This window comes from Arthrobacter ginsengisoli, assembly GCF_031456935.1.
In the GTDB taxonomy this organism is placed as follows: Bacteria; Actinomycetota; Actinomycetes; order Actinomycetales; family Micrococcaceae; genus Arthrobacter; species Arthrobacter ginsengisoli.
Genome location: NZ_JAVDVQ010000002.1, coordinates 383,733 through 403,742 on the forward strand (window position 1 = coordinate 383,733; position 20,010 = coordinate 403,742).

Consider the following 20,010-nt stretch of genomic DNA (forward strand, 5'->3'; position numbering starts at 1 on the left):
ACCATGTGGCTATGAAGAATCCAGCAGAACCCACCGGCTTTCGGGACACCGGCTTTCGGGACAACGGCTGGCGGGACAACATTTGGCGGGATACCGTCCGGCCGGACCCGGCACCCGGCGTGCTCAAGGCCATGAGTCCCGGTGTTGTGGACTTCCTGTTCCGGCAGCTTGTTGCCGGCGAGCCCGCGGAGGACGTCCAATGGCAGCAGGAAGGCGCTGCACTGTCCGCGCAGCCGCCCGGCGCCGAGCTTGCCCGCCGGCTCGCCGAGACCGACCTGGAAGCACTCACCCCCGGCGAACTGTTCCACTATGTGCGGGCGGCCCAGCGGCTCGCGGCGTGGGCCGAGGGGATTCGGGAGGACGCCGTCAGCCGCTACTGCACCACACCCTCCGGCAGGGCTGCCCCCGCCGGGTAGGCGGTGCCTAGGATGGCAGGGTGATCACCGCGCTGACCCTCTCCGCCATCCAGTACACGGCACTTGACGGCGGCCTCGCCGCCAATGTCCCGGAACACATCCGGCTGATCGAGGACGCCGACAACCACGGCGCCCGGCTGGTCGTCTTCCCGGTGCTGTCCCTCACCGGTTACGGGCCGGGAGGACTGGCGGATCCAGAGCATTGGGTGACCGCCGGGGATTCCCGGCTGGACGGCCTCAGGGAAATTTGCCGGCGGACCGGGATCACCGCGGTCGTCGGCGCCCCGTTCAGGGAAGCCGACGGCACGCCCCGCCTCGCCTCGCTGGTTCTGCACCCCAACGGCGGGCTGGATACCGGCTTTCAGGCCTGGCATCACGGTCCGGACCAGCAGTTCGTCAGCGCCGATGACCAGCCGGTCATGCTGGACCTCGACGGCTGGAGGATTGCCCTGGCCTGCTGCGTGGACACCGGCTTCCCGGCCACTGATCGCCCGGCGCTGGCCCGTGGGGCGGCGGCGGCCGACGCTGACATCTATGCCATCCAGGCCGTTTGCACCACGGGCGGGGACCGTCGGCCGGCCGTGCTCCCGTCCGTGCACCCGGCCATGGACCCGGTAGTGCGGCCCGGCGCACCGGCCAGGGACAACCGGACATTCAGCCTGCTGGCCAACCTCGGCGGCAGCACGGAACTCGGGCCCTCGGCGGGTGGCAGCGGTTTCTGGGGACCGGACGGACAGGTGATCCGGCAGGCCGCCGGATCGGGAACCGAAGTGCTGACCGCGACGCTGCAGTACGGTCCGCCGGAGCACCGGGCGACGGAGCGCGCGGCGCCGGAATCAGCCGGCCCCAGCGTCCTGCCAGCCGGCCCCGGGTGAGGCGCCCGGGCCGGGTTTGATCTTCATCACGTCGCCGTCATTGTCCGATCACGCCGGGGACAGGGTAACGTTTTTCATATGGCTGACTCTGTTACTCGCTCATACACGTTCGGAACCCTCGTGACCGCCATGGTCACGCCTTTCACGTCCGACGGTGAGGTCGACTACCAGCGGAACGCCGAACTGGCCAACAAGCTCGTCGACGAGGGCAACGATGCCCTCGTTATTTCCGGTACAACGGGGGAGACCTCCACCCTGGAAGACGATGAGAAGGAAAAGCTTTTCCGCGTCATCGTGGAGGCCGTGGGGGACCGCGCCAAGGTCATCGCCGGAACCGGGACCAACCACACCTCGCACTCGATCGAAATGGCCAAGCGCGCCGCCAAAGCCGGAGCGCACGGCCAGCTGATCGTCACCCCGTACTACAACAAGCCCAGCCAGGCGGGCATCCAGGCCCACATTGAAGCCGTCGCCGACGCCGCCGATCTGCCCGTCATGGTCTACGACATTCCGGGCCGGTCCTGCGTGCCGATCCTGCCCGAAACCATGATCCGGCTCGCGGACCACCCGAACATTGTTGCGCTCAAGGACGCCAAGGCCGACTTCGCCGCTGTCACCAGAGTGCTCGCCAATACTGACCTCGACGTCTACTCGGGCGACGACGGGCTGACCCTGCCGTGGATGTCGGCCGGCGCCGTCGGGCTGGTCAGCGTCGCCGCCCACGTCGCGACGCCGCAGTTCCGCACTCTGATTGATGCCGCACTTGCGGGCGACTTCGCCACCGCCCGCACCATACATTTCGAACTGGACCCTGTGGTCCGTGCAGTGATGACCCACATCCAGGGTGCTGTTGCTGCGAAGCAAGTTCTTAAGTGGCAGGGAGTCCTGCCCAACTCGGTTGTCCGTTTGCCCCTCGTGGAGCCGGACCAGGTCGAGATCGAAACCATCCGCGAGGACTTGGCGGAAGCCGGCATGGTCTTTTCCTGATCAGGAGTTCCTCTGATCAGGAAAGGCCGGGCCGGTGCCCGCCTGGAAAGTAGTGCATTATGACCCAAACCGCCCTTCCCGGCCTTGTCACGCCGCCGAAACTGCTCAAGGACACCCTGCGGATCGTTCCGCTCGGCGGCCTGGGGGAGATCGGCCGCAACATGACCGTCTTCGAAATCGACGGCAAGCTGCTCATCGTCGACTGTGGTGTCCTCTTCCCGGAGGAGACCCAGCCCGGCGTCGACCTGATCCTGCCCGATTTCTCCTACCTCGAGAACCGTCTCGATGACATCGTCGCCGTCGTCCTGACCCACGGCCACGAGGACCACATCGGCGCCGTTCCGTACCTGCTGCGGCTGCGCGCCGACATTCCCCTGGTGGGCTCCCGGCTGACGCTGGCCCTCATCGAGGCGAAGCTGCTGGAGCACCGGATCAAGCCGGTCACCCAGATTGTCACCGAGGGACAGGTACAGAAGTTCGGCCCCTTCGAATGCGAATTCGTGGCCGTCAACCACTCGATTCCCGACGCCCTCGCGGTGTTCCTCCGCACTGCCGGCGGTACCGTGCTGCACACCGGTGACTTCAAGATGGACCAGCTGCCGCTGGACGGCCGGATCACCGACCTCCGCCACTTCGCCAAGCTGGGCGAGGAAGGCGTGGACCTGTTCATGTCGGACTCCACGAACGCCGACGTGCCGGGCTTCACCACCGCCGAGAAGGAAATCGGCCCCACCCTGGACCGGCTCTTTGGCCAGGCCTCCAAGCGCCTGATCGTCGCGTCCTTCTCCTCGCATGTGCACCGCGTCCAGCAGGTTCTCGACGCCGCCGCGAACCACAACCGCAAGGTTGCCTTCGTCGGCCGCTCGATGGTCCGCAACATGGCGATTGCCGAGAAGCTCGGCTACCTCGACGTGCCCCCGGGCATCCTGGTCGACATCAAGAACATCGACAACCTGCCGGACAACCGCGTCGTGCTGATGTCCACCGGCTCCCAGGGCGAGCCGATGGCCGCCCTGTCCCGCATGGCCAACGGCGACCACCGCGTCGTCGTCGGCCAGGGCGACACCGTCATCCTCGCCTCCAGCCTGATCCCGGGCAACGAGAACGCCGTGTTCCGCATCATCAACGGCCTGCTCAAGCTCGGCGCCGACGTCATCCACAAGGGCAACGCCAAGGTACACGTCTCCGGCCACGCCGCCGCCGGCGAGCTGCTGTACTGCTACAACATCCTGGAACCGCTCAACGCGATGCCGGTGCACGGTGAAACCCGCCACCTGATCGCCAACGGCAAAATCGCCCTGGACTCCGGGGTCCCCGAGGAGAGCATCCTGCTCGCGGACAACGGCACCGTCATCGACCTCCGTGACCACCAGGCCGACATCGTCGGCCAGGTCGAGGTCGGCTTCGTCTACGTCGACGGCTCCAGCGTTGGCGAAGTCACCGAAGCGGACCTGAAGGACCGGCAGACGCTGGGCGATGAAGGCTTTATCTCCATCATCACCGTGATCCACCGCGCCACCGGCAAGGTCGTCTCCGGTCCCGAGATCCACGCCCGCGGCGTGGCTGAGGATGACTCGGTCTTCGACGAGATCATCCCCAAGATCAACGCCGCCCTGGAAGAGGCCGTGCTCAACCGCTCGGACCACACCACGCACCAGCTCCAGCAGGTGGTCCGCCGTGTGGTCGGCACGTGGGTCAACCGCAAGCTCCGCCGCAAGCCCCTGATCATCCCGGTGGTCCTGGAGGCCTAAGCGCCTTTCCCTCACCTCGACGGCCTTCCCGGCCTGCTGCAGGCTCCGGCTTGCGGCGGACCGGGAGGGCCGTTTTGCGTGTCACGGCCAGCAACATGATCCCCGCGCAGCCCCGGAAATCCGCGGTTTTCGGCCCTGCGTCGGGTACCGTTGCGGGTATGGCGACACGTACTTCCTCCGCGCCTAGAGGAAACCCCAGCGGTAAATCAGGCAGCCCTTCGGCCCGCGGCTCACGCCCGGCTGCGTCAAAAACCGGCAAGCCCTCCGGAACAACGGCCACCGCGCGGACCCGCCAGCTGGCCGCCGTCGAACCCAAACAGCCCTGGCTGGTGAGGGTTGTGGCGGGCGCCTGGCTGGGCGTTGGCCACGTCGTCGGGGCGGGCATCCGCCGGATCGGCTCCGACGTCAGCGACCTCGCCCCCGAGGACCGCCGCGACGGCGCAGCCCTGTTCAACTTCGGGCTCGGCGTTTTCATTGCAACTTTCGCCTGGTGGGGCTTCCAGGGCTGGTTCCCCGACATGGTCTACGGAATCGTCAACGGCACCTTCGGCTGGATGTCGCTGCTGCTGCCGCTCATGCTTTTTGTCTGCGCCGTCCGGCTATTCCGCCAGCCCGTCGATGGCCGCGGCAACAACCGGATCGGGATTGGCTTCCTGATCATGACCCTCGCCGGCTCCGGCCTGGCCCACATCATTGGCGGGGAACCGACCGTCGCGGAAGGATTTGACGGTCTGCGGCACGCCGGCGGCATGCTGGGCTACCTCGCCGCGGCCCCGCTGGCCGCCATCCACAGCGCCGTCCCGGTCGCGGTCTACAGCCTGCTCGCCTTCACCTCGCTGCTGATCGTCACCGCCACGCCCTTCGGCGCCATCCCGGGCCGGCTCCGCGGCGCCTACGAGCACCTCATGGGCATCGACCTGCAGGACGACGACGGCGACGGCCACGACCGCAGCTACCTTTACGAAAGCGACACCCCGGCTCCGGCGAAGAAGAAGCGCCGCCGCCTCTTCGGCAAGGACCACGACGACGACGCCGGACTCGAAGGCTACGTCGGCGACGAGGCCTTCGAACGGGCACTCATTGCCGACGAGGAAGCAGAAGCCGCTAGATCCGCCGGTGGCGCCAAAACCGGCTCCAGGACCGTCGCACCCGGCGTACGCCGTCCCACCCAGGCCGAAATCGCCGTCGAAAAGATCAAGGCCGCCCAGGGCCTGGGCAGCACCGCCGGCGGTGCCGGCGCGTCACCGGGGGAGAATGCCACCGAGGCCATCCCGCTGGTGACTCCGGGAATGGTCGCCGCAGGCTCGCTGAACCCGGCCGCGCCGGCACCGGGCGCCGCAGCCGTGGCCGCCGCCGCCAGGGTCCCCTCCAACCCCGTGACCCCGGCGCCGCCGCCCACCCCGATTCCGCAGCGCACCGAACAGCTGTCGCTGGCCGGCGACGTGACGTACACGCTGCCGCCGTCGGACGTGCTGACCCCGGGCTCCGTTCCCAAGGAACGCACCGAAGCCAACGACGCGATTGTCGCCTCGCTGACCGAAACCCTGAACCAGTTCAACGTGGACGCCCAGGTAACCGGCTTCAGCCGCGGGCCCACCGTCACCCGCTACGAGATCGAACTCTCACCGGGCACCAAGGTGGAACGCGTCACCGCGCTGTCCAAGAACATCTCCTACGCCGTCGCCAGTTCGGACGTGCGCATCCTGAGCCCCATCCCCGGCAAGTCAGCCATCGGCATCGAGATCCCCAACACGGACCGCGAGACGGTGTCCCTGGGCGATGTGCTCCGCAGCCAGAACGCCCGGCGCACGGACCACCCGATGGTGATGGGTGTCGGCAAGGACGTCGAGGGCGGCTACGTCGTCGCGAACCTCGCCAAAATGCCGCACCTGCTCGTGGCGGGCGCCACCGGTGCCGGCAAGTCCTCGTTCGTGAACTCGATGATCACCTCCATCCTGATGCGCGCCACACCCGACGAGGTCCGCATGGTCATGGTGGACCCCAAACGGGTGGAACTCACCGCGTACGAGGGTGTCCCGCACCTCATCACCCCGATCATCACTAACCCGAAAAAGGCCGCCGAAGCCCTGCAATGGGTGGTCCGCGAGATGGACGCCCGTTACGACGACCTCGCGAACTACGGCTTCAAGCACATCGACGACTTCAACAAGGCCGTCCGCGCGGGCAAGGTCATCCCGCCCGAGGGTTCCAAGCGGGTCATCCGGCCGTACCCGTACCTGCTGGTGATCGTCGATGAACTCGCCGACCTGATGATGGTCGCCCCGCGCGATGTCGAGGACTCGATCGTCCGCATCACCCAGCTGGCCCGTGCGGCCGGCATCCACCTCGTGCTCGCCACCCAGCGGCCCTCCGTCGACGTCGTCACCGGCCTGATCAAGGCCAACGTGCCGTCCAGGATGGCGTTCGCCACCTCCTCGGTCACCGACTCCCGCGTCGTCCTGGACCAGCCCGGCGCCGAGAAGCTGATCGGCCAGGGCGACGCGCTGTTCCTGCCGATGGGCGCTTCCAAGGCCATGCGCGTCCAGGGCGCGTGGGTCACCGAATCGGAAATCCACCGGGTGGTCGAGCACGTCAAGGGCCAGCTCAAGGCCGTCTACCGCGACGACGTCGCCCCCGAGGCGCCGAAGAAGCAGATCGACGACGACATCGGCGACGACCTCGAGGTCCTGCTGCAGGCCACCGAGCTCGTCGTCACGACCCAGTTTGGCTCCACCTCGATGCTGCAGCGCAAGCTGCGCGTCGGCTTCGCCAAGGCCGGCCGGCTGATGGACCTGCTCGAATCGCGCGGCGTGGTGGGCCCCTCCGAAGGCTCCAAGGCCCGCGACGTCCTGGTCAAACCCGATGACCTGGCGACGGTGCTGGCCGCCATGAAGGGCATGGAGTTGCCCGCCACCGCGGATGCCCAGACCGCGGCGCTCAGCGACAACGCCAACGCGAACATCGCCCAGGGTGGCTACGCCGAGGACCTCGTCGCCGCCGATCTGAACAACCGCACCCAGGCGATCGACTACAACGACGGCGCCGATGGCGGCTCCGAGGATGAGGACGGCTCAGAGGACGCCTGGTCGCTCACCGGGCGGTAGCCTAGGAAGGTGACTAGCGCCGAAGCAAACAAGGCCGGATCCGGCTCCCAGATCTGGAACCTGCCCAACATCCTGACGATGCTGCGGATTGTGATGGTGCCGTTCTTCGTCTGGTTCCTGCTGCTCGACGCACCCGGGCTTGTGGCCCAGAATGGGGTCTGGCGCTGGATCGCCGCGGCGACCTTCGCCGTCGCCATCTACACGGACAAGCTCGACGGCGACATCGCCCGCAGCCGAGGCCTGGTCACGGACTTCGGCAAGATCGCGGACCCGATCGCGGACAAGCTGCTGATCGGCTCCGCCCTCGTGATGCTCTCGCTGCTGCAGGAGTTGCCGTGGTGGGTCACCATCCTGATCCTGGTCCGGGAATGGGGCGTCACCGCCCTGCGCTTCTTCGTCATCCGCTACGGCGTGATCCCCGCCTCGCGTGGCGGGAAACTCAAGACTGTCGTCCAGACGGTGGCCATCTTCATGTACCTCCTCCCGCTTGCCTCGATCGCGCCGTGGTTCGGGTTCGTGGCCTTCGCGGTCATGCTGTTGGCCCTCGCGATCACGGTCTGGACCGGCGGCGAATATGTCATCGAGGCCCTCAAGCTGCGCGCCAGCGGCATCCGGGCCCAGCAACAGAAGATCCAGGACGGCAAGCCATGACCAACAGCCCCCACCACACGATCAATCTGCATCACCTGGCCGAGGAAGCCGTCACCGAGGCGATCGGCCGCGGCCTGACCGTCGCCACGGCGGAATCCCTCACCGCCGGAATGGTCGCCGCCATGCTGGCAGACACACCCGGGGCATCCGGGATGCTCCAGGGCGGCGTGGTGTCCTACCAGAACGCGGTCAAGGCCGATGTGCTGGGAGTGCCCCGGGACCTGCTGGACAGCGTCGGAGCCGTCGACGGACGGGTCGCCGAAGCCATGGCCGAGGGCGCCCGCAGGATCTGCGGCGCCGACATCGGCGTCTCCACGACCGGCGTCGCCGGTCCCGAGCCGCATGGCGGCAAGGACGTGGGTTCCGTCTACATCGGCCTCTCCTCTGCGGAGGGTTCGACGTCGTACGCGTACAGCTTCGAGGGCAACCGCCCGGAAATCCGTGGCCAGGCCTGCGCCGCGGCGCTGGAACGCCTGCTGGAAGTTCTGGCGTCCAAAGGCTACCGGGCGTAAAGTTGCCGGGAACAAAATTTGATTCCTAATAGTTGTTACATTGTGTCGCTTCCGAATAAGGGAGGCGCCTAGGATGAAAGCATCATCAGTGTCCGCCGTCGCCGGCGGGCTCGACATAAAGAGGGAGCAAGGCGATACAGATGGTAAAGCAGCCCGTATCCGTTAACGGCGTTGTCCGCTGGAAGGATGTGGGCCTCGCCGATCAGGCTAAGAGCGAACAGAAGGAGCGCAAGATGGTTGTACTTCGTCACGAAATCGGTGATGTACTGCGCGATGTCCGCCAACGCCAAGGCCGTACCCTCCGCGAAGTCTCGCACAGCGCCCGCGTTTCCCTGGGCTACCTGAGTGAAGTGGAACGCGGCCAGAAGGAAGCCTCCTCGGAGCTGCTCTCTTCGATCTGCTCGGCCCTCGATGTTCCGCTCTCCAGCATGCTCCGCGAGGTCAGCGACCGGGTCGCCGTTGCCGAGGGTGTTGCTGTTCCGGACACCGTCCCGCAGGAATTTGCGCAGCGCTACGGCCGTGACCTGGACCGTGAGCTCAACTCCGACCTTAACGACGAGTTGGCCAAGGGCCTTCTTTCCGGGGCGCGCTAGCCCCGACCCACTACTCGACAAAAGACCCCGGCGGTGTGCCGGGGTCTTTTGCGTTCCGGACGAACCGCAGCAGCGGGGGAACGCCGCCGCTACTGGGGTTCGTCGCGGGGAAAACCGTCCCGCTCGTAGGTGGCGTTGAGTTTGGCGATGTAGCGGGACAGGGTCTGCAGGTCCTCCGGAGGCCACTCGCCCAGCCGTTCGCGGAAGACTTCACGCCGGGCGTCCTGCACCTCGTGCATCTTCTCCTCGCCCCTGGGCGTCAGGCGGATCATCTGTGCGCGGCCGTCCAGCGGGTCAGCTTCCTTGGACACCAGCCCCAGGCGTTCCAGGAAGGCGATCTGCCGGCTCACCGACGGCTTCCCGACGCCGACGGCCGAGGCCAGTTCGGTCAGCCGCATCGCACCCTGCTTGCGGATCACGGACAGCAGACCGTAGGCCGCCGGTTCCATGTCCGGGTGGACCTGGCGGGAGAGCTGGTGGGAGATGGAGCGCGCACGGCGCCAGAGCAGGCTCAGCTGGTGCTCGACCGCGGCCAGCGCCGCATCTGTGGAATCGTCAGTTCCGCCGGGGATGCCAGGGCCAACGGCAGGGTTGCTCATGGCAACCATTCTAGAGTCCCACCGCATCGTGAGAGACTCTAGGAGTGCGAATCAGTGACTTTTGGCGCCTTATGGACGACGAATTCGGGGCGGGATACTCCCGGGTCCTCAGCAGCTCGCTTGTCCTCGCCGGAGTCGGCGGACGGACCGCCGACCAGGCGCTGAGCGCCGGAATACCTCCCCGGCAGGTGTGGCTGGCGCTGTGCGAGGTCCAGGACGTCCCGCCCGAGCGACGGCTGGGCCGCGACGTCAAACCGCGCTGACCGGCGCGGCAGATCACTGACACGCCGCGGCGATTGTTCGAATATCTGTTCGGATGGGACTATGCTTTTTCCAGAGTGTTTTCCACATACGCGGGGCCGGCAGCCAACTCTGTCGGTGGGTGCCAGTAGCTTGAGAGATGAACTGATCACCAACCTGATCACGAACACTAAACACAGGGCCGGAACGGCCCCTCCACAGCGAGAAAGTATTAGAGGTGTGAACCATGGCCGCAGCCCCGGATCGCCAGAAAGCGCTCGACGCAGCGCTCGCCCAGATTGACAAGCAGTTCGGCAAAGGCTCGGTCATGCGCCTTGGTGATGAAGTCCGTGCGCCCATCGAGGTTATTCCGACCGGTTCCATCGCGCTGGACGTTGCCCTGGGAATTGGCGGCCTGCCCCGCGGCCGGGTCGTGGAAATCTACGGTCCGGAATCCTCCGGTAAGACCACGGTGGCGCTGCACGCGGTCGCCAATGCCCAGCGCCTGGGCGGCATCGCTGCCTTCATCGACGCCGAGCACGCCCTCGATCCCGAATACGCCGCCAAGCTCGGCGTGGACACCGACGCACTGCTGGTCTCCCAGCCGGACACCGGCGAGCAGGCCCTGGAAATCATGGACATGCTGATCGGCTCGGGCTCCCTTGATGTCATTGTCATCGACTCCGTTGCCGCCCTCGTTCCCCGCGCTGAAATCGAAGGCGACATGGGCGACAGCCACGTCGGCCTGCAGGCGCGCCTGATGAGCCAGGCCCTCCGCAAGATCACCGGCCGCCTCAGCCAGACGAAGACCACCGCCATTTTCATCAACCAGCTGCGCGAGAAGATCGGTGTTTTCTTCGGCTCCCCGGAAACCACCACCGGCGGCAAGGCGCTGAAGTTCTACGCCTCGATCCGCATCGACGTCCGCCGGATCCAGACCCTCAAGGAGGGCGCGGACTCCGTCGGCAACCGCACCAAGGCCAAAATCGTCAAGAACAAGATGGCCCCGCCCTTCAAGATTGCCGAGTTCGACATCATTTACGGCCAGGGCATCTCGCGCGAAGGCGGCATCATCGACATGGGTGTCGAGCACGGCCTGATCAAGAAGTCCGGCTCCTGGTTCACATATGACGGTGACCAGCTGGGCCAGGGCATGGAGAACTCCCGCCGATTCCTGCGCGACAATCCGGAACTGGCTGCCGAGCTGGAGCGACTCATCAAGGAAAAGCTCGGCGTCGGCGTGAAGGCCCCGGCCGAGACCGACGCGGAACCGAAGCTGAAGGCCGTTGACGGGTTCTAACGCCCGACGGCGCACCGGGGCAGGATTCCCGTCACGGAATCCTGCCCCCGGCCTTGACGAAACAGACCCTGCCGGGGACAGTTCCGGGGACCGGTACGGCGGCCAGTCCCGGCGGCCGGCTCCTTCCACCGAACCCGACCGGGACGCTGACCCGGCGGCGGTCGCGCGTGCCATTGTCCTGCGGCAGCTGACGAACTCGCCCAAGAGCCGTCTGCAGCTCGCCCGCAAACTGGCCGAGCGCAACGTCCCGGACGACGTCGCGGAAGCCGTGCTGGACCGCTTCGAAGAAGTGAAGCTCGTGGACGACGTGGACTTCGCGGACATGTGGGTGCGGTCCCGTTCCCAGAGCCGCAAACTCGCCAAGGGCGCGCTCCGGCGGGAACTCGCGGAGAAGGGCATCGACGCCGAAACCGCGGCCGGCGCCCTGGCACAGCTCAGCGACGAGGACGAGGAATCTGCGGCCCGCGAACTGGTCCAGCGGAAACTCCGGGGCGCTGCCGGGTTCAGAGACCGTGCCGAGCGGGACAAAACCACGCGCCGGCTGGCCTCCATGCTCGCCCGCAAGGGATACCAGCCCTCGCAGGCCTTCCGGATCGTCGGCGAAGTACTCGACGCCGCCGGGACCGGTACCGGGGACGAACCTGTTTCCTGAGGAACCCCTGGCAGCGTGCGAGCCGTTACCCTTAACAGGTGAGTTTGACCATTCCCTCCCCAGCAGCCGGCACCATCCCTTCCACTGACGCCTCGTCGCTGCCTGGCGGGTCACGTCCCGCCACGGCGCCGCCCCGCACCTACCAGGTGCGGACCTTCGGCTGCCAGATGAACGTGCACGACTCCGAGCGGATGTCCGGGATGCTCGAAGCTGCCGGCTATGTCCCGGCCGCGGGGGAGCTGGCCGACGTCGTCGTCTTCAACACCTGCGCGGTGCGGGAAAACGCCGACAACAAGCTCTATGGCAACCTCGGCATGCTCGCCCCGGTCAAGGAAGCGAACCCGGGAATGCAGATCGCCGTCGGAGGCTGCCTGGCGCAGAAGGACCGCGACACCATCCTGAAGAAGGCCCCCTGGGTGGACGCCGTGTTCGGCACGCACAACGTCGGCGCCCTGCCGGCGCTGCTGGAACGGGCACGCCACAACAACGAGGCACAGCTCGAAATCCTCGAGTCGCTCGACGTCTTCCCCTCCACCCTGCCGACCAAGCGGGATTCGGTTTATGCCGGCTGGGTGTCGATCTCCGTCGGCTGCAACAACACGTGCACGTTCTGCATCGTTCCGGCCCTGCGCGGCAAGGAAAAGGACCGCCGCCCCGGCGACATCCTGGCCGAGATCCAGGCCCTCGTCGACGACGGCGCCATCGAAGTCACCCTGCTGGGCCAGAACGTAAACTCCTACGGCGTCGAGTTCGGCGACCGCCAGGCCTTCTCCAAGCTGCTGCGCGCCTGCGGAGACATCCCCGGGCTGGAACGTGTCCGCTTCACGAGCCCGCACCCCGCGGCCTTCACCGACGACGTCATCGACGCCATGGCGGAGACCCCCAACGTGATGCCGCAGCTGCACATGCCGCTGCAGTCCGGCTCGGACAAGGTCCTCAAGGACATGAAACGGTCGTACCGCTCGACGAAGTTCCTGGGCATCCTGGAAAAGGTCCGCGAGAAAATCCCGCAGGCCGCGATCTCCACAGACATCATCGTCGGGTTCCCCGGCGAGACCGAGGAGGACTTCCAGGCCACACTCGACGTCGTGGAAAGGTCCCGCTTCGCCACCGCCTTCACCTTCCAGTACTCCAAGCGGCCTGGCACGCCCGCCGCCGAGCTCCCTGACCAGCTTCCCAAGGCCGTGGTGCAGGAACGCTTCGAACGTCTCACCGCCCTGCAGGACCGGATCGCCGCCGAGGAAAACGCCCGCCAGCTCGGCCGGCGGGTGGAAGTCATGGTCACGGCCCAGCCCGGGCGCAAGTCCGGGGAAACCCACCGGCTCACCGGGCGGGCCCGGGACCAGCGCCTGGTCCACTTCTCCGTTCCGGCCGGCGCCGGGACGCCCCGCCCCGGCGACCTCGTCACCGTGACCATCACCGGGGCAGCGGCGTTCCACCTGGTGGCCGACCCTGCGTCGGCGGACGACTACAGCCTCCGCCGCTCCCGGGCGGGTGACGCCTGGGACAGGTCCCAGGCGGACTCCTGCGGCGCACCCGCGCCGGGACCCGCCGCCGGCACCACCGGCGTGTCCCTGGGCATGCCCACCCTTCCCGTCCGCGGCCGCTAGCGCCGTGGCAGGCCCGCAGGGCACCGCCCAGGCCGCCGGCGAGGCACTGCAGGGTGGGCGGCCGGCTGTGCCGCCGATAATCGCCGTCGTCGGGCCCACCGGCTCGGGCAAGTCCGATCTCGCCGTCTCGCTGGCACTGGAACTCGGCGGCGAAGTCATCAATGCCGACTCCATGCAGTTCTACCGCGGCATGGACATCGGCACCGCCAAGATCACCGAGGACGAACGCCGGGGGGTGCCACACCACCTCCTGGACATCCTGGACGTGACCGAGGAAGCGAGCGTCTCGGATTTCCAACAGCAGGCCCGCGCGCTCATCGCCGACCTTCACTCCCGCGGCAAACGCGCCATCCTGGCCGGCGGCTCCGGGCTCTATGTCCGGGCCGCCCTGGACGTGCTGGAATTCCCGGGCACGGACCCCGCCATCCGGCGCAGGCTCGAGGCGGAACTGGAAACCGCCGGGGCGGCGCCGCTGCGGGCGCGGCTGGAAGGCGTGGACCCGGTCTCCGCCGGCCGGCTCGGGGACGCACGCCGGATCGTCCGCGCCCTCGAAGTATTCGAACTCACCGGGCGGCCTTTCAGTTCGTTTATGCCCACCCGCGAGTACGCCGGGCCCGCCGTGCAGATCGGGCTGGAGGTGGACCGCGAACAACTCCGGGAACGGCTGGCCCGCCGCGTCCACGCCATGGTGGAAAGCGGCCTGCTCGACGAGGTCCGGAAGCTCGACGCCGCCGGACTCCGGCTGGGGCGCACGGCCCCGTGCGCCCTCGGCTACGCCCAGTTCCTCAGGGTCCTCGACGGCGAATCCGACGTGGCGCAGGCCACGGAGGAAACGATTGTCGCGACCCGGCAGTTCGCCCGCCGGCAGCTCACCTGGTTCCGCGCCGACCCCCGCATCCATTGGCTCGACTGGCAGGACCCGGAACTCGTGACCAAGGCCGCCGCACTCTGCGGTCCCGGCGTTCCAGGCGTTCCCGACCGGGCAGGGACCCAGCCGGCGGCGCCGGAACGGTAACCTTGGAGCATGGACGAAACCCTGACCGTGGCCGCTGACCACAACTCCACCGGTGACACGGCAGCCCTGAGCGGACTCAACTTTTCCAAAGGCCACGGCACGGGAAACGACTTTGTGCTCCTGGCCGACCCCAACGGCACCTTGGCGGTGACTCCGGAGCAGGTCGCAGCACTCTGTGACCGGCACCGCGGAATCGGCGGCGACGGACTGATCCGCGCCGTCCCGTCGCGGCTGCTCGCCGAGGGCCAGGAGCTGCTCACGCGAAGCCCGGACGCCGAATGGTTTATGGACTACCGCAACGGCGACGGCTCGGTGTCCGAGATGTGCGGCAACGGCGTCCGCGTCTTTGTGCACTTCCTGATTGCCGAAGGCCTCGTGGAGCTGCCCGCCGGCGAATCACTGACCATCGGCACCCGGGCCGGTGCGAAAACGATCGTCCGAACCGCCGCCGGCTATGCCGTCGACATGGGCCCGTGGGAGTTCATCTTTCCGGGCGAGGCCACTGCGCGGGCCATGGATTCGCTGGTCAGCGCGGCGGGGCTGGAAGTCGCCAGGCCCGCCCTGTCCGTGAGCATGGGCAATCCGCATACCGTGGTGGCGCTGGCCGAACTGGCCGAGCTGGATGCCACGCAGCTGTTTACGGCACCCCACGTGGATCCGACCCCGCCCCACGGCACGAACGTGGAATTCGTTGTGCCGTCCGAGCCGTTGGTCCATAACGGGGTCGGTACCATCACGATGCGCGTTCATGAGCGGGGCGTCGGGGAAACACAGTCCTGCGGCACCGGCGCCTGTGCCGCGGCTGTCGCGATCCGCCACTGGGCCGGCCAGGGTGCGCCGGACGCCTGGAATGTCCACGTCCCGGGCGGGGTTGTCGGGGTGAAGTTTTTCCTCGGCGCGGAGGGCCACGAGCACGTCGAGCTCAGTGGGCCCGCGGCAATTGTGGCTAGCGGGACGCTTTCCTGACCCGCAGGATGCGGAATGACTTCGAAGTGCTCTCGCGCGTTACCGTGAAAGTGCTGTCGAGCTCCGCCGCGAGCCAGCGCTGCAGGGAATCCGAGCCCAGGTTCTTCTGCACCACCAGCCACGCCGAGCCGCCCGGCGCCAGCCGCGGCAGCCACAGCAGCAGCAGGGCATGGAGCTCGTCCTTGCCGACCCGGATGGGCGGGTTGGACCAGATGGTGTCAAAGCGAAGCTCAGGGTCGACGGCGTCGGGCGTGCTGGCCGTGACATTGCCCAGGCCCAGCAGCGCGGCGTTTTCGTTGGTCAGGGTGACGCAGCGTTCGTTGACGTCCACGGCGTAGACCTGAGAGTGCGGTGCCCGCAGCGCCATGGTCAGCGCGACCGGACCCCAGCCGCAGCCGATATCCAGCAGCGTCCCCTGCGGGGCCGGGGCGGGAGCCTCGGCCAGCAGCACGGCTGTGCCCTTGTCGATGCCGTCCGGGCTGAAGATGCCCGAGGACGTCTGCAGGTGCCGGGTCTCACCGGCAAGCTCCACGGTCAGGGGCTTACGCGTGAACGGCCCGGCAGGCTGGGCGCTGAAATAGTGTGCGGACTCCATAACTGGCCAGATTAGTTGCCCCTTGGTGTCTATGGGAAACCGGCGGCAGGGGCGCGGACGGCGCGGCCCGGCCCCCTGACGGCGGCCCGGAAGCAGCCGCACCGTCTGCTAACCTTGAAACCATGTTCTTGAACTTCAAGTAGCCGGCACGGGTTAACCCCTGTCCCCGCAGCGACGCAGGTAGTTACCTTCCGCTCAGAGCGCCACCCCACGATGATCCCGGCAGGGACCACACGCTGGCGCCCGATCCTCTTGGAGTTCGGCAGTGCCCGCTGGGGCCCGGCCGAGCGGACAGGCGCTCCTCCTCAAGGCCGCACCGCGCCTGTTCCCGCCCCATGCCCACCGCCTTCCCGCCGCTTCTTGCGGAGCCCGCCCTGTCCCGGCACCGCCGCCGCAGGCATCCCAGGAGACCCGAATGACCAATAGTCGTCAGCCCAGCGCGAATACCGCCCCGCCCGGCACCAATCGGCACTATTCTGAAACTGCCGAACCTCTAAAGGAGACCATGACCAGTCAGCCCAACCCCGGACCCGATTCAGCAGCCCAGGACATGAGCCCTGCGGAAATCCAGGCTGTCATCGACCGGATCCTGTCCAAGGACACCCCTGCCCGGAAGGCAGCCCCGGCTGCCGGTGAGGCCACGTCCGTGCTCGGCAAGGCGCAGGCGATTTCCCGGCTGGACGAGGAACACAGCAACTTCGACGGCGACCAGCAGGATCTCGAGGAGCGGCACGCCCTGCGGCGTACCGCCGGGCTGTCGACCGAACTCGAAGACGTCACCGAAGTCGAATACCGGCAGCTGCGCCTCGAGCGTGTGGTGCTGGCCGGTCTATGGACCGAGGGCACCCTCGCCGACGCCGAGAACTCGCTCCGCGAACTCGCCGCCCTGGCCGAGACCGCCGGCTCGGAGGTCCTCGACGGCATAGTCCAGCGCCGCGCGAAGCCCGATCCCGGGACCTTCCTCGGCTCCGGCAAGGCCCAGGAGCTCAAGGACATCGTGATGTCCACCGGGGCTGACACCGTCGTCGTCGACGCCGAACTGGCACCGTCACAGCGCCGCAGCCTGGAAGACATCGTCAAGGTCAAAGTGATCGACCGCACGGCCTTGATCCTGGACATCTTTGCCCAGCACGCCAAGAGCCGCGAGGGCAAGGCCCAGGTGGAACTGGCCCAGCTCGAGTACCTGCTCCCGCGCCTGCGCGGCTGGGGTGACTCGATGTCCCGCCAGGCCGGTGGCCAGGTCGGTGGTGCCGGTGCCGGCATGGGATCGCGTGGTCCCGGTGAAACCAAGATTGAGCTGGACCGCCGCCGGATCCGCACCAGGATGGCCAAGCTGCGCCGCGAAATCGCCGCGATGAAGCCGGCCCGGGAAACCAAACGCGCCAACCGCCGTCGTAATGCCGTGCCCTCCGTGGCGATCGCCGGGTACACCAACGCCGGCAAGTCCTCGCTGCTGAACCGGCTGACCGACGCCGGTGTCCTGGTGGAGAACGCGCTGTTCGCCACCCTGGACCCGACGGTCCGCAAGGCCGAGACCTCGGACGGGCTGGGCTATACCCTCGCCGACACCGTGGGCTTTGTCCGTTCACTGCCCACCCAGCTGGTGGAGGCGTTCCGCTCCACTCTGGAGGAAGTTGCCGACGCGGACCTGATCCTGCACGTTGTGGACGTCTCCCACCCGGATCCGGAAGGCCAGATCGCTGCCGTCCGCAAGGTGTTCAGCGAGGTCGACGCACGCAAGGTGCCTGAAATCATCGTCCTGAACAAGGCCGACGCCGCGGACCCCTTCGTAATCGAACGGCTCAAGCAGCGCGAACCGCGCCACGTGGTGGTTTCTGCCCGGACCGGGGAAGGCATCCCGGAACTGCTCAAGGCCATCAGCGAGGGCATCCCGAGGCCGAGCGTGAAACTGGAACTGATGATCCCGTACAACCGCGGTGACCTGCTCAGCAAGCTGCACGAGACCGACGCCGAGATCCTCAGCCTCGACCACGAGGAAGCGGGCACCCGTGCCGTCGTGATGGTGCGTGAAGGATTCGCCGCCGAACTGGATTCGTTCATCAGCAATGACTGACGCAGCGGTGACCGGGGCGGACGCAGGCGGCCGGACCGGTGAGGAGTTTGTCATCGAACTGCTCGACCGCGCCGTGTCCGGCATGGGCGGCCAGAGCCGCGACGGCCAGCACGAGATGGCCAGGCAGGTGGCGCACGCGATTGACAGCGGCGACCACCTGCTGGTCCAGGCCGGCACCGGAACCGGCAAGTCGCTCGCGTACCTCATCCCGCTGATCGCCCATTCGCTCGTCAGCGACAAGCCCACCCTGGTCTCCACCGCCACCCTGGCCCTGCAGACCCAGATCGTCGGCCGCGACCTGCCCCGGCTGCTGAAGACCATCACCCCGGCGCTGGAACGGCCCGTCAAGGTCGCCCTCGTCAAGGGCCGCTCCAACTACGTGTGCCGCCACAAGCTCGACGGCGGCTTTCCCTCGGAAGAACCGTCCGAAGGCCAGCTCTTCTCGCTCGGCGAGGACACCTCCGTGCCGCATTTCGCGGCGGCGATGGGCGGCCCGTCGTCGCAGCTCGGCAAGGAAGTCGTCCGGCTGCGCGACTGGGCCGAGGACACCACGACGGGGGACCGGGACGAACTCCTGCCCGGCGTCACCGACCGTGCCTGGCGGCAGGTCTCGGTCACGTCGATGGAGTGCCTGGGCGCGCAGAAATGCCCGATGGCGGCCGAATGCTTCAGCGAACTGGCCCGGCAGAACGCCGCTGACGCCGACGTCGTCGTCACCAACCACGCCATGCTGGCAGTCAGCGCCTTCGAGGGCCTTGCCGTGCTGCCGGAATACGACGTCGTGGTGGTGGACGAAGCCCACGAGCTGCAGGACCGCGTGACCGGCGCCGTGTCCGGCCAGCTCTCCGCCGCGATGGTGCACGCCGCCGCATCCGGGGCGCGCAAGCACACCGGCATCACCGTGGACGCACTGAACAACGCCGCGTCCCACCTCGAACTTGCCATTGAGGGCGTCCCCAGCGGCCTTATGCCCAACGGCCTCAACACCGAACAACTGGACTGTGTGGACCAGCTGCGGGACGCCTGTCGTGCCGCTCTCTCGGATTCCAAGGGGGACAGCGCCAACACAGCCGACGGCGGCCGCCAGCTCGCCCGCTCCCGGCTGATGGTGATCCTGGAGCTCTGCGAACGGCTGCTTGCCGCCCGCGAGAACCGCGAGGTGGTCTGGTTTTCCCGCAACAGCACCTTTGACCCGCAGCAGGGGTACGCCCAGCCGGACGAGTCCGCCCCGGCGCTGATCAACATCGCACCGCTCAGCGTGGCCGGGAGGCTGCGCGAGGGGCTCTTCGCGGACCACACCGTCATCCTGACCTCGGCAACGCTGGCGATCGGGTCAGCCTTCGAACCGGCCGCTGGCGGCCTTGGACTGGTCGGGCCGGGGGCCCCCAGCTGGACCGGCGTCGACGTCGGCTCGCCGTTCGAATACCCAAAACAGGGCATCCTCTATGTCGCCAAACACCTGCCCAAGCCCGGCCGCGGCGCGTCCCCGGAAGCCCTCGACGAACTCGAGAAGCTGATCCGTGCCTCCGGCGGCGGCGCCCTGTGCCTGTTCTCCTCCCGCCGCGCGGCCGAGGACGCCGCCGAGGCCATGCGCCCGCGGCTGGACATGGGCATCCTCTGCCAGGGCGATTCGACCATGACCGCGCTCGTGAAGCAGTTCGCCGACGAACCGGACACCTGCCTGTTCGGCACCATGTCGCTGTGGCAGGGCGTCGATGTGCCCGGGACCTCCTGCCGGCTTGTGGTGATCGACCGGATTCCGTTCCCGCGGCCCGACGATCCCCTCATGACGGCCAGGTCCCGCGCGGTGGCCCAGGCCGGCGGCAACGGCTTCATGAGCGTTTCCGCGACCCATGCCGCCATCCGCCTGGCCCAGGGGGCCGGCCGGCTGATCCGCACGACGACGGACCGGGGAGTCGTGGCCGTGCTCGACTCGCGGCTTTCCACCGAACGCTACGGGGGATTCCTTCGTGCCGCCCTGCCGCCGTTCTGGCCCACCACCGACCCCGCGATTGCCGTCGCGGCCCTGGAGCGGCTTGCGAAGGAATCCGGGCAGCCGGCCGCCTAGCC

At 67.7% G+C, this 20,010-nt stretch carries 18 protein-coding genes; 16 read left to right on the forward strand and 2 right to left on the reverse strand.

Going from position 1 to position 20,010, the window contains the following annotated elements; translation table 11 throughout:
• The first annotated feature begins 11 nt into the window (after positions 1-11).
• The 8 genes from J2X01_RS03890 (at position 12) to J2X01_RS03925 (ending at position 8,889) form a co-directional block, all read left to right on the forward strand.
• Complete coding sequence (locus tag J2X01_RS03890) at positions 12-416, forward strand: hypothetical protein (protein ID WP_310050748.1); 405 nt, start codon at positions 12-14, stop codon at positions 414-416.
• 20 nt (positions 417-436) lie between these two features.
• Positions 437-1,291, forward strand: coding sequence for a carbon-nitrogen hydrolase family protein (locus J2X01_RS03895; RefSeq protein WP_310050750.1), 855 nt, complete (start codon positions 437-439; stop codon positions 1,289-1,291).
• Between the two features lie 78 nt (positions 1,292-1,369).
• Complete coding sequence (gene dapA, locus J2X01_RS03900; protein ID WP_310050751.1) at positions 1,370-2,278, forward strand: 4-hydroxy-tetrahydrodipicolinate synthase; 909 nt, start codon at positions 1,370-1,372, stop codon at positions 2,276-2,278.
• Between the two features lie 59 nt (positions 2,279-2,337).
• A complete protein-coding gene (locus J2X01_RS03905; RefSeq protein WP_310050755.1) occupies positions 2,338-4,029 on the forward strand; it encodes a ribonuclease J in 1,692 nt (563 codons plus the stop codon).
• 158 nt (positions 4,030-4,187) lie between these two features.
• Entirely contained in the window at positions 4,188-7,133 is a 2,946-nt protein-coding gene (locus tag J2X01_RS03910; RefSeq protein ID WP_310050757.1) for an FtsK/SpoIIIE family DNA translocase, read from the forward strand.
• A 9-nt stretch (positions 7,134-7,142) separates the two neighbouring features.
• Positions 7,143-7,784 (forward strand): CDP-diacylglycerol--glycerol-3-phosphate 3-phosphatidyltransferase, encoded by a 642-nt coding sequence (pgsA, locus tag J2X01_RS03915; RefSeq protein ID WP_310050759.1) that lies wholly within the window; start codon positions 7,143-7,145, stop codon positions 7,782-7,784.
• Positions 7,781-8,296, forward strand: a complete 516-nt coding sequence (locus tag J2X01_RS03920; protein WP_310050761.1) for a CinA family protein — start codon at positions 7,781-7,783, stop codon at positions 8,294-8,296. The genes pgsA and J2X01_RS03920 overlap by 4 nt, the downstream gene beginning before the upstream one ends.
• Before the next feature lie 140 nt (positions 8,297-8,436).
• Complete coding sequence (locus tag J2X01_RS03925) at positions 8,437-8,889, forward strand: helix-turn-helix domain-containing protein (protein ID WP_066434909.1); 453 nt, start codon at positions 8,437-8,439, stop codon at positions 8,887-8,889.
• An 89-nt stretch (positions 8,890-8,978) separates the two neighbouring features.
• Here J2X01_RS03925 and J2X01_RS03930 read toward each other — a convergent pair whose 3' ends face one another.
• Complete coding sequence (locus J2X01_RS03930) at positions 8,979-9,488, reverse strand: MarR family winged helix-turn-helix transcriptional regulator (RefSeq protein WP_310050764.1); 510 nt, start codon at positions 9,486-9,488, stop codon at positions 8,979-8,981.
• A gap of 44 nt (positions 9,489-9,532) precedes the next feature.
• Here J2X01_RS03930 and J2X01_RS03935 point away from each other — a divergent pair, with 44 nt between their 5' ends.
• The 6 genes from J2X01_RS03935 to dapF all read left to right on the forward strand — a co-directional run bounded on the left by J2X01_RS03935 (position 9,533) and on the right by dapF (position 15,271).
• A complete protein-coding gene (locus J2X01_RS03935; protein WP_069951199.1) occupies positions 9,533-9,751 on the forward strand; it encodes a DUF3046 domain-containing protein in 219 nt (72 codons plus the stop codon).
• Between the two features lie 224 nt (positions 9,752-9,975).
• Complete coding sequence (gene recA / locus J2X01_RS03940) at positions 9,976-11,028, forward strand: recombinase RecA (protein WP_310050769.1); 1,053 nt, start codon at positions 9,976-9,978, stop codon at positions 11,026-11,028.
• Positions 11,029-11,200: 172 nt separating this feature from the next.
• Complete coding sequence (locus J2X01_RS03945; RefSeq protein WP_310050945.1) at positions 11,201-11,680, forward strand: regulatory protein RecX; 480 nt, start codon at positions 11,201-11,203, stop codon at positions 11,678-11,680.
• A gap of 38 nt (positions 11,681-11,718) precedes the next feature.
• The gene (miaB, locus tag J2X01_RS03950) at positions 11,719-13,290 is read left to right on the forward strand and encodes a tRNA (N6-isopentenyl adenosine(37)-C2)-methylthiotransferase MiaB (protein WP_374724924.1); all 1,572 of its coding nucleotides are present in this window, start codon (positions 11,719-11,721) and stop codon (positions 13,288-13,290) included.
• A 46-nt stretch (positions 13,291-13,336) separates the two neighbouring features.
• Positions 13,337-14,305 (forward strand): tRNA (adenosine(37)-N6)-dimethylallyltransferase MiaA, encoded by a 969-nt coding sequence (miaA, locus tag J2X01_RS03955; RefSeq protein ID WP_310050949.1) that lies wholly within the window; start codon positions 13,337-13,339, stop codon positions 14,303-14,305.
• A 9-nt stretch (positions 14,306-14,314) separates the two neighbouring features.
• Complete coding sequence (dapF, locus tag J2X01_RS03960; RefSeq protein WP_310050771.1) at positions 14,315-15,271, forward strand: diaminopimelate epimerase; 957 nt, start codon at positions 14,315-14,317, stop codon at positions 15,269-15,271.
• Here the strand turns inward: dapF and J2X01_RS03965 are convergent.
• Complete coding sequence (locus J2X01_RS03965; RefSeq protein ID WP_310050774.1) at positions 15,252-15,866, reverse strand: class I SAM-dependent methyltransferase; 615 nt, start codon at positions 15,864-15,866, stop codon at positions 15,252-15,254. The two genes, dapF and J2X01_RS03965, sit on opposite strands and share 20 nt — an antisense overlap.
• Before the next feature lie 505 nt (positions 15,867-16,371).
• On the opposite strand from J2X01_RS03965, the gene hflX reads away from it, so the two are divergent.
• A complete protein-coding gene (gene hflX / locus J2X01_RS03970) occupies positions 16,372-17,940 on the forward strand; it encodes a GTPase HflX (protein WP_310050776.1) in 1,569 nt (522 codons plus the stop codon).
• Positions 17,933-20,008 (forward strand): ATP-dependent DNA helicase, encoded by a 2,076-nt coding sequence (locus J2X01_RS03975; protein WP_310050780.1) that lies wholly within the window; start codon positions 17,933-17,935, stop codon positions 20,006-20,008. Before hflX ends, J2X01_RS03975 begins: the two co-directional genes overlap by 8 nt.
• The last annotated feature ends 2 nt before the right edge of the window (positions 20,009-20,010 follow it).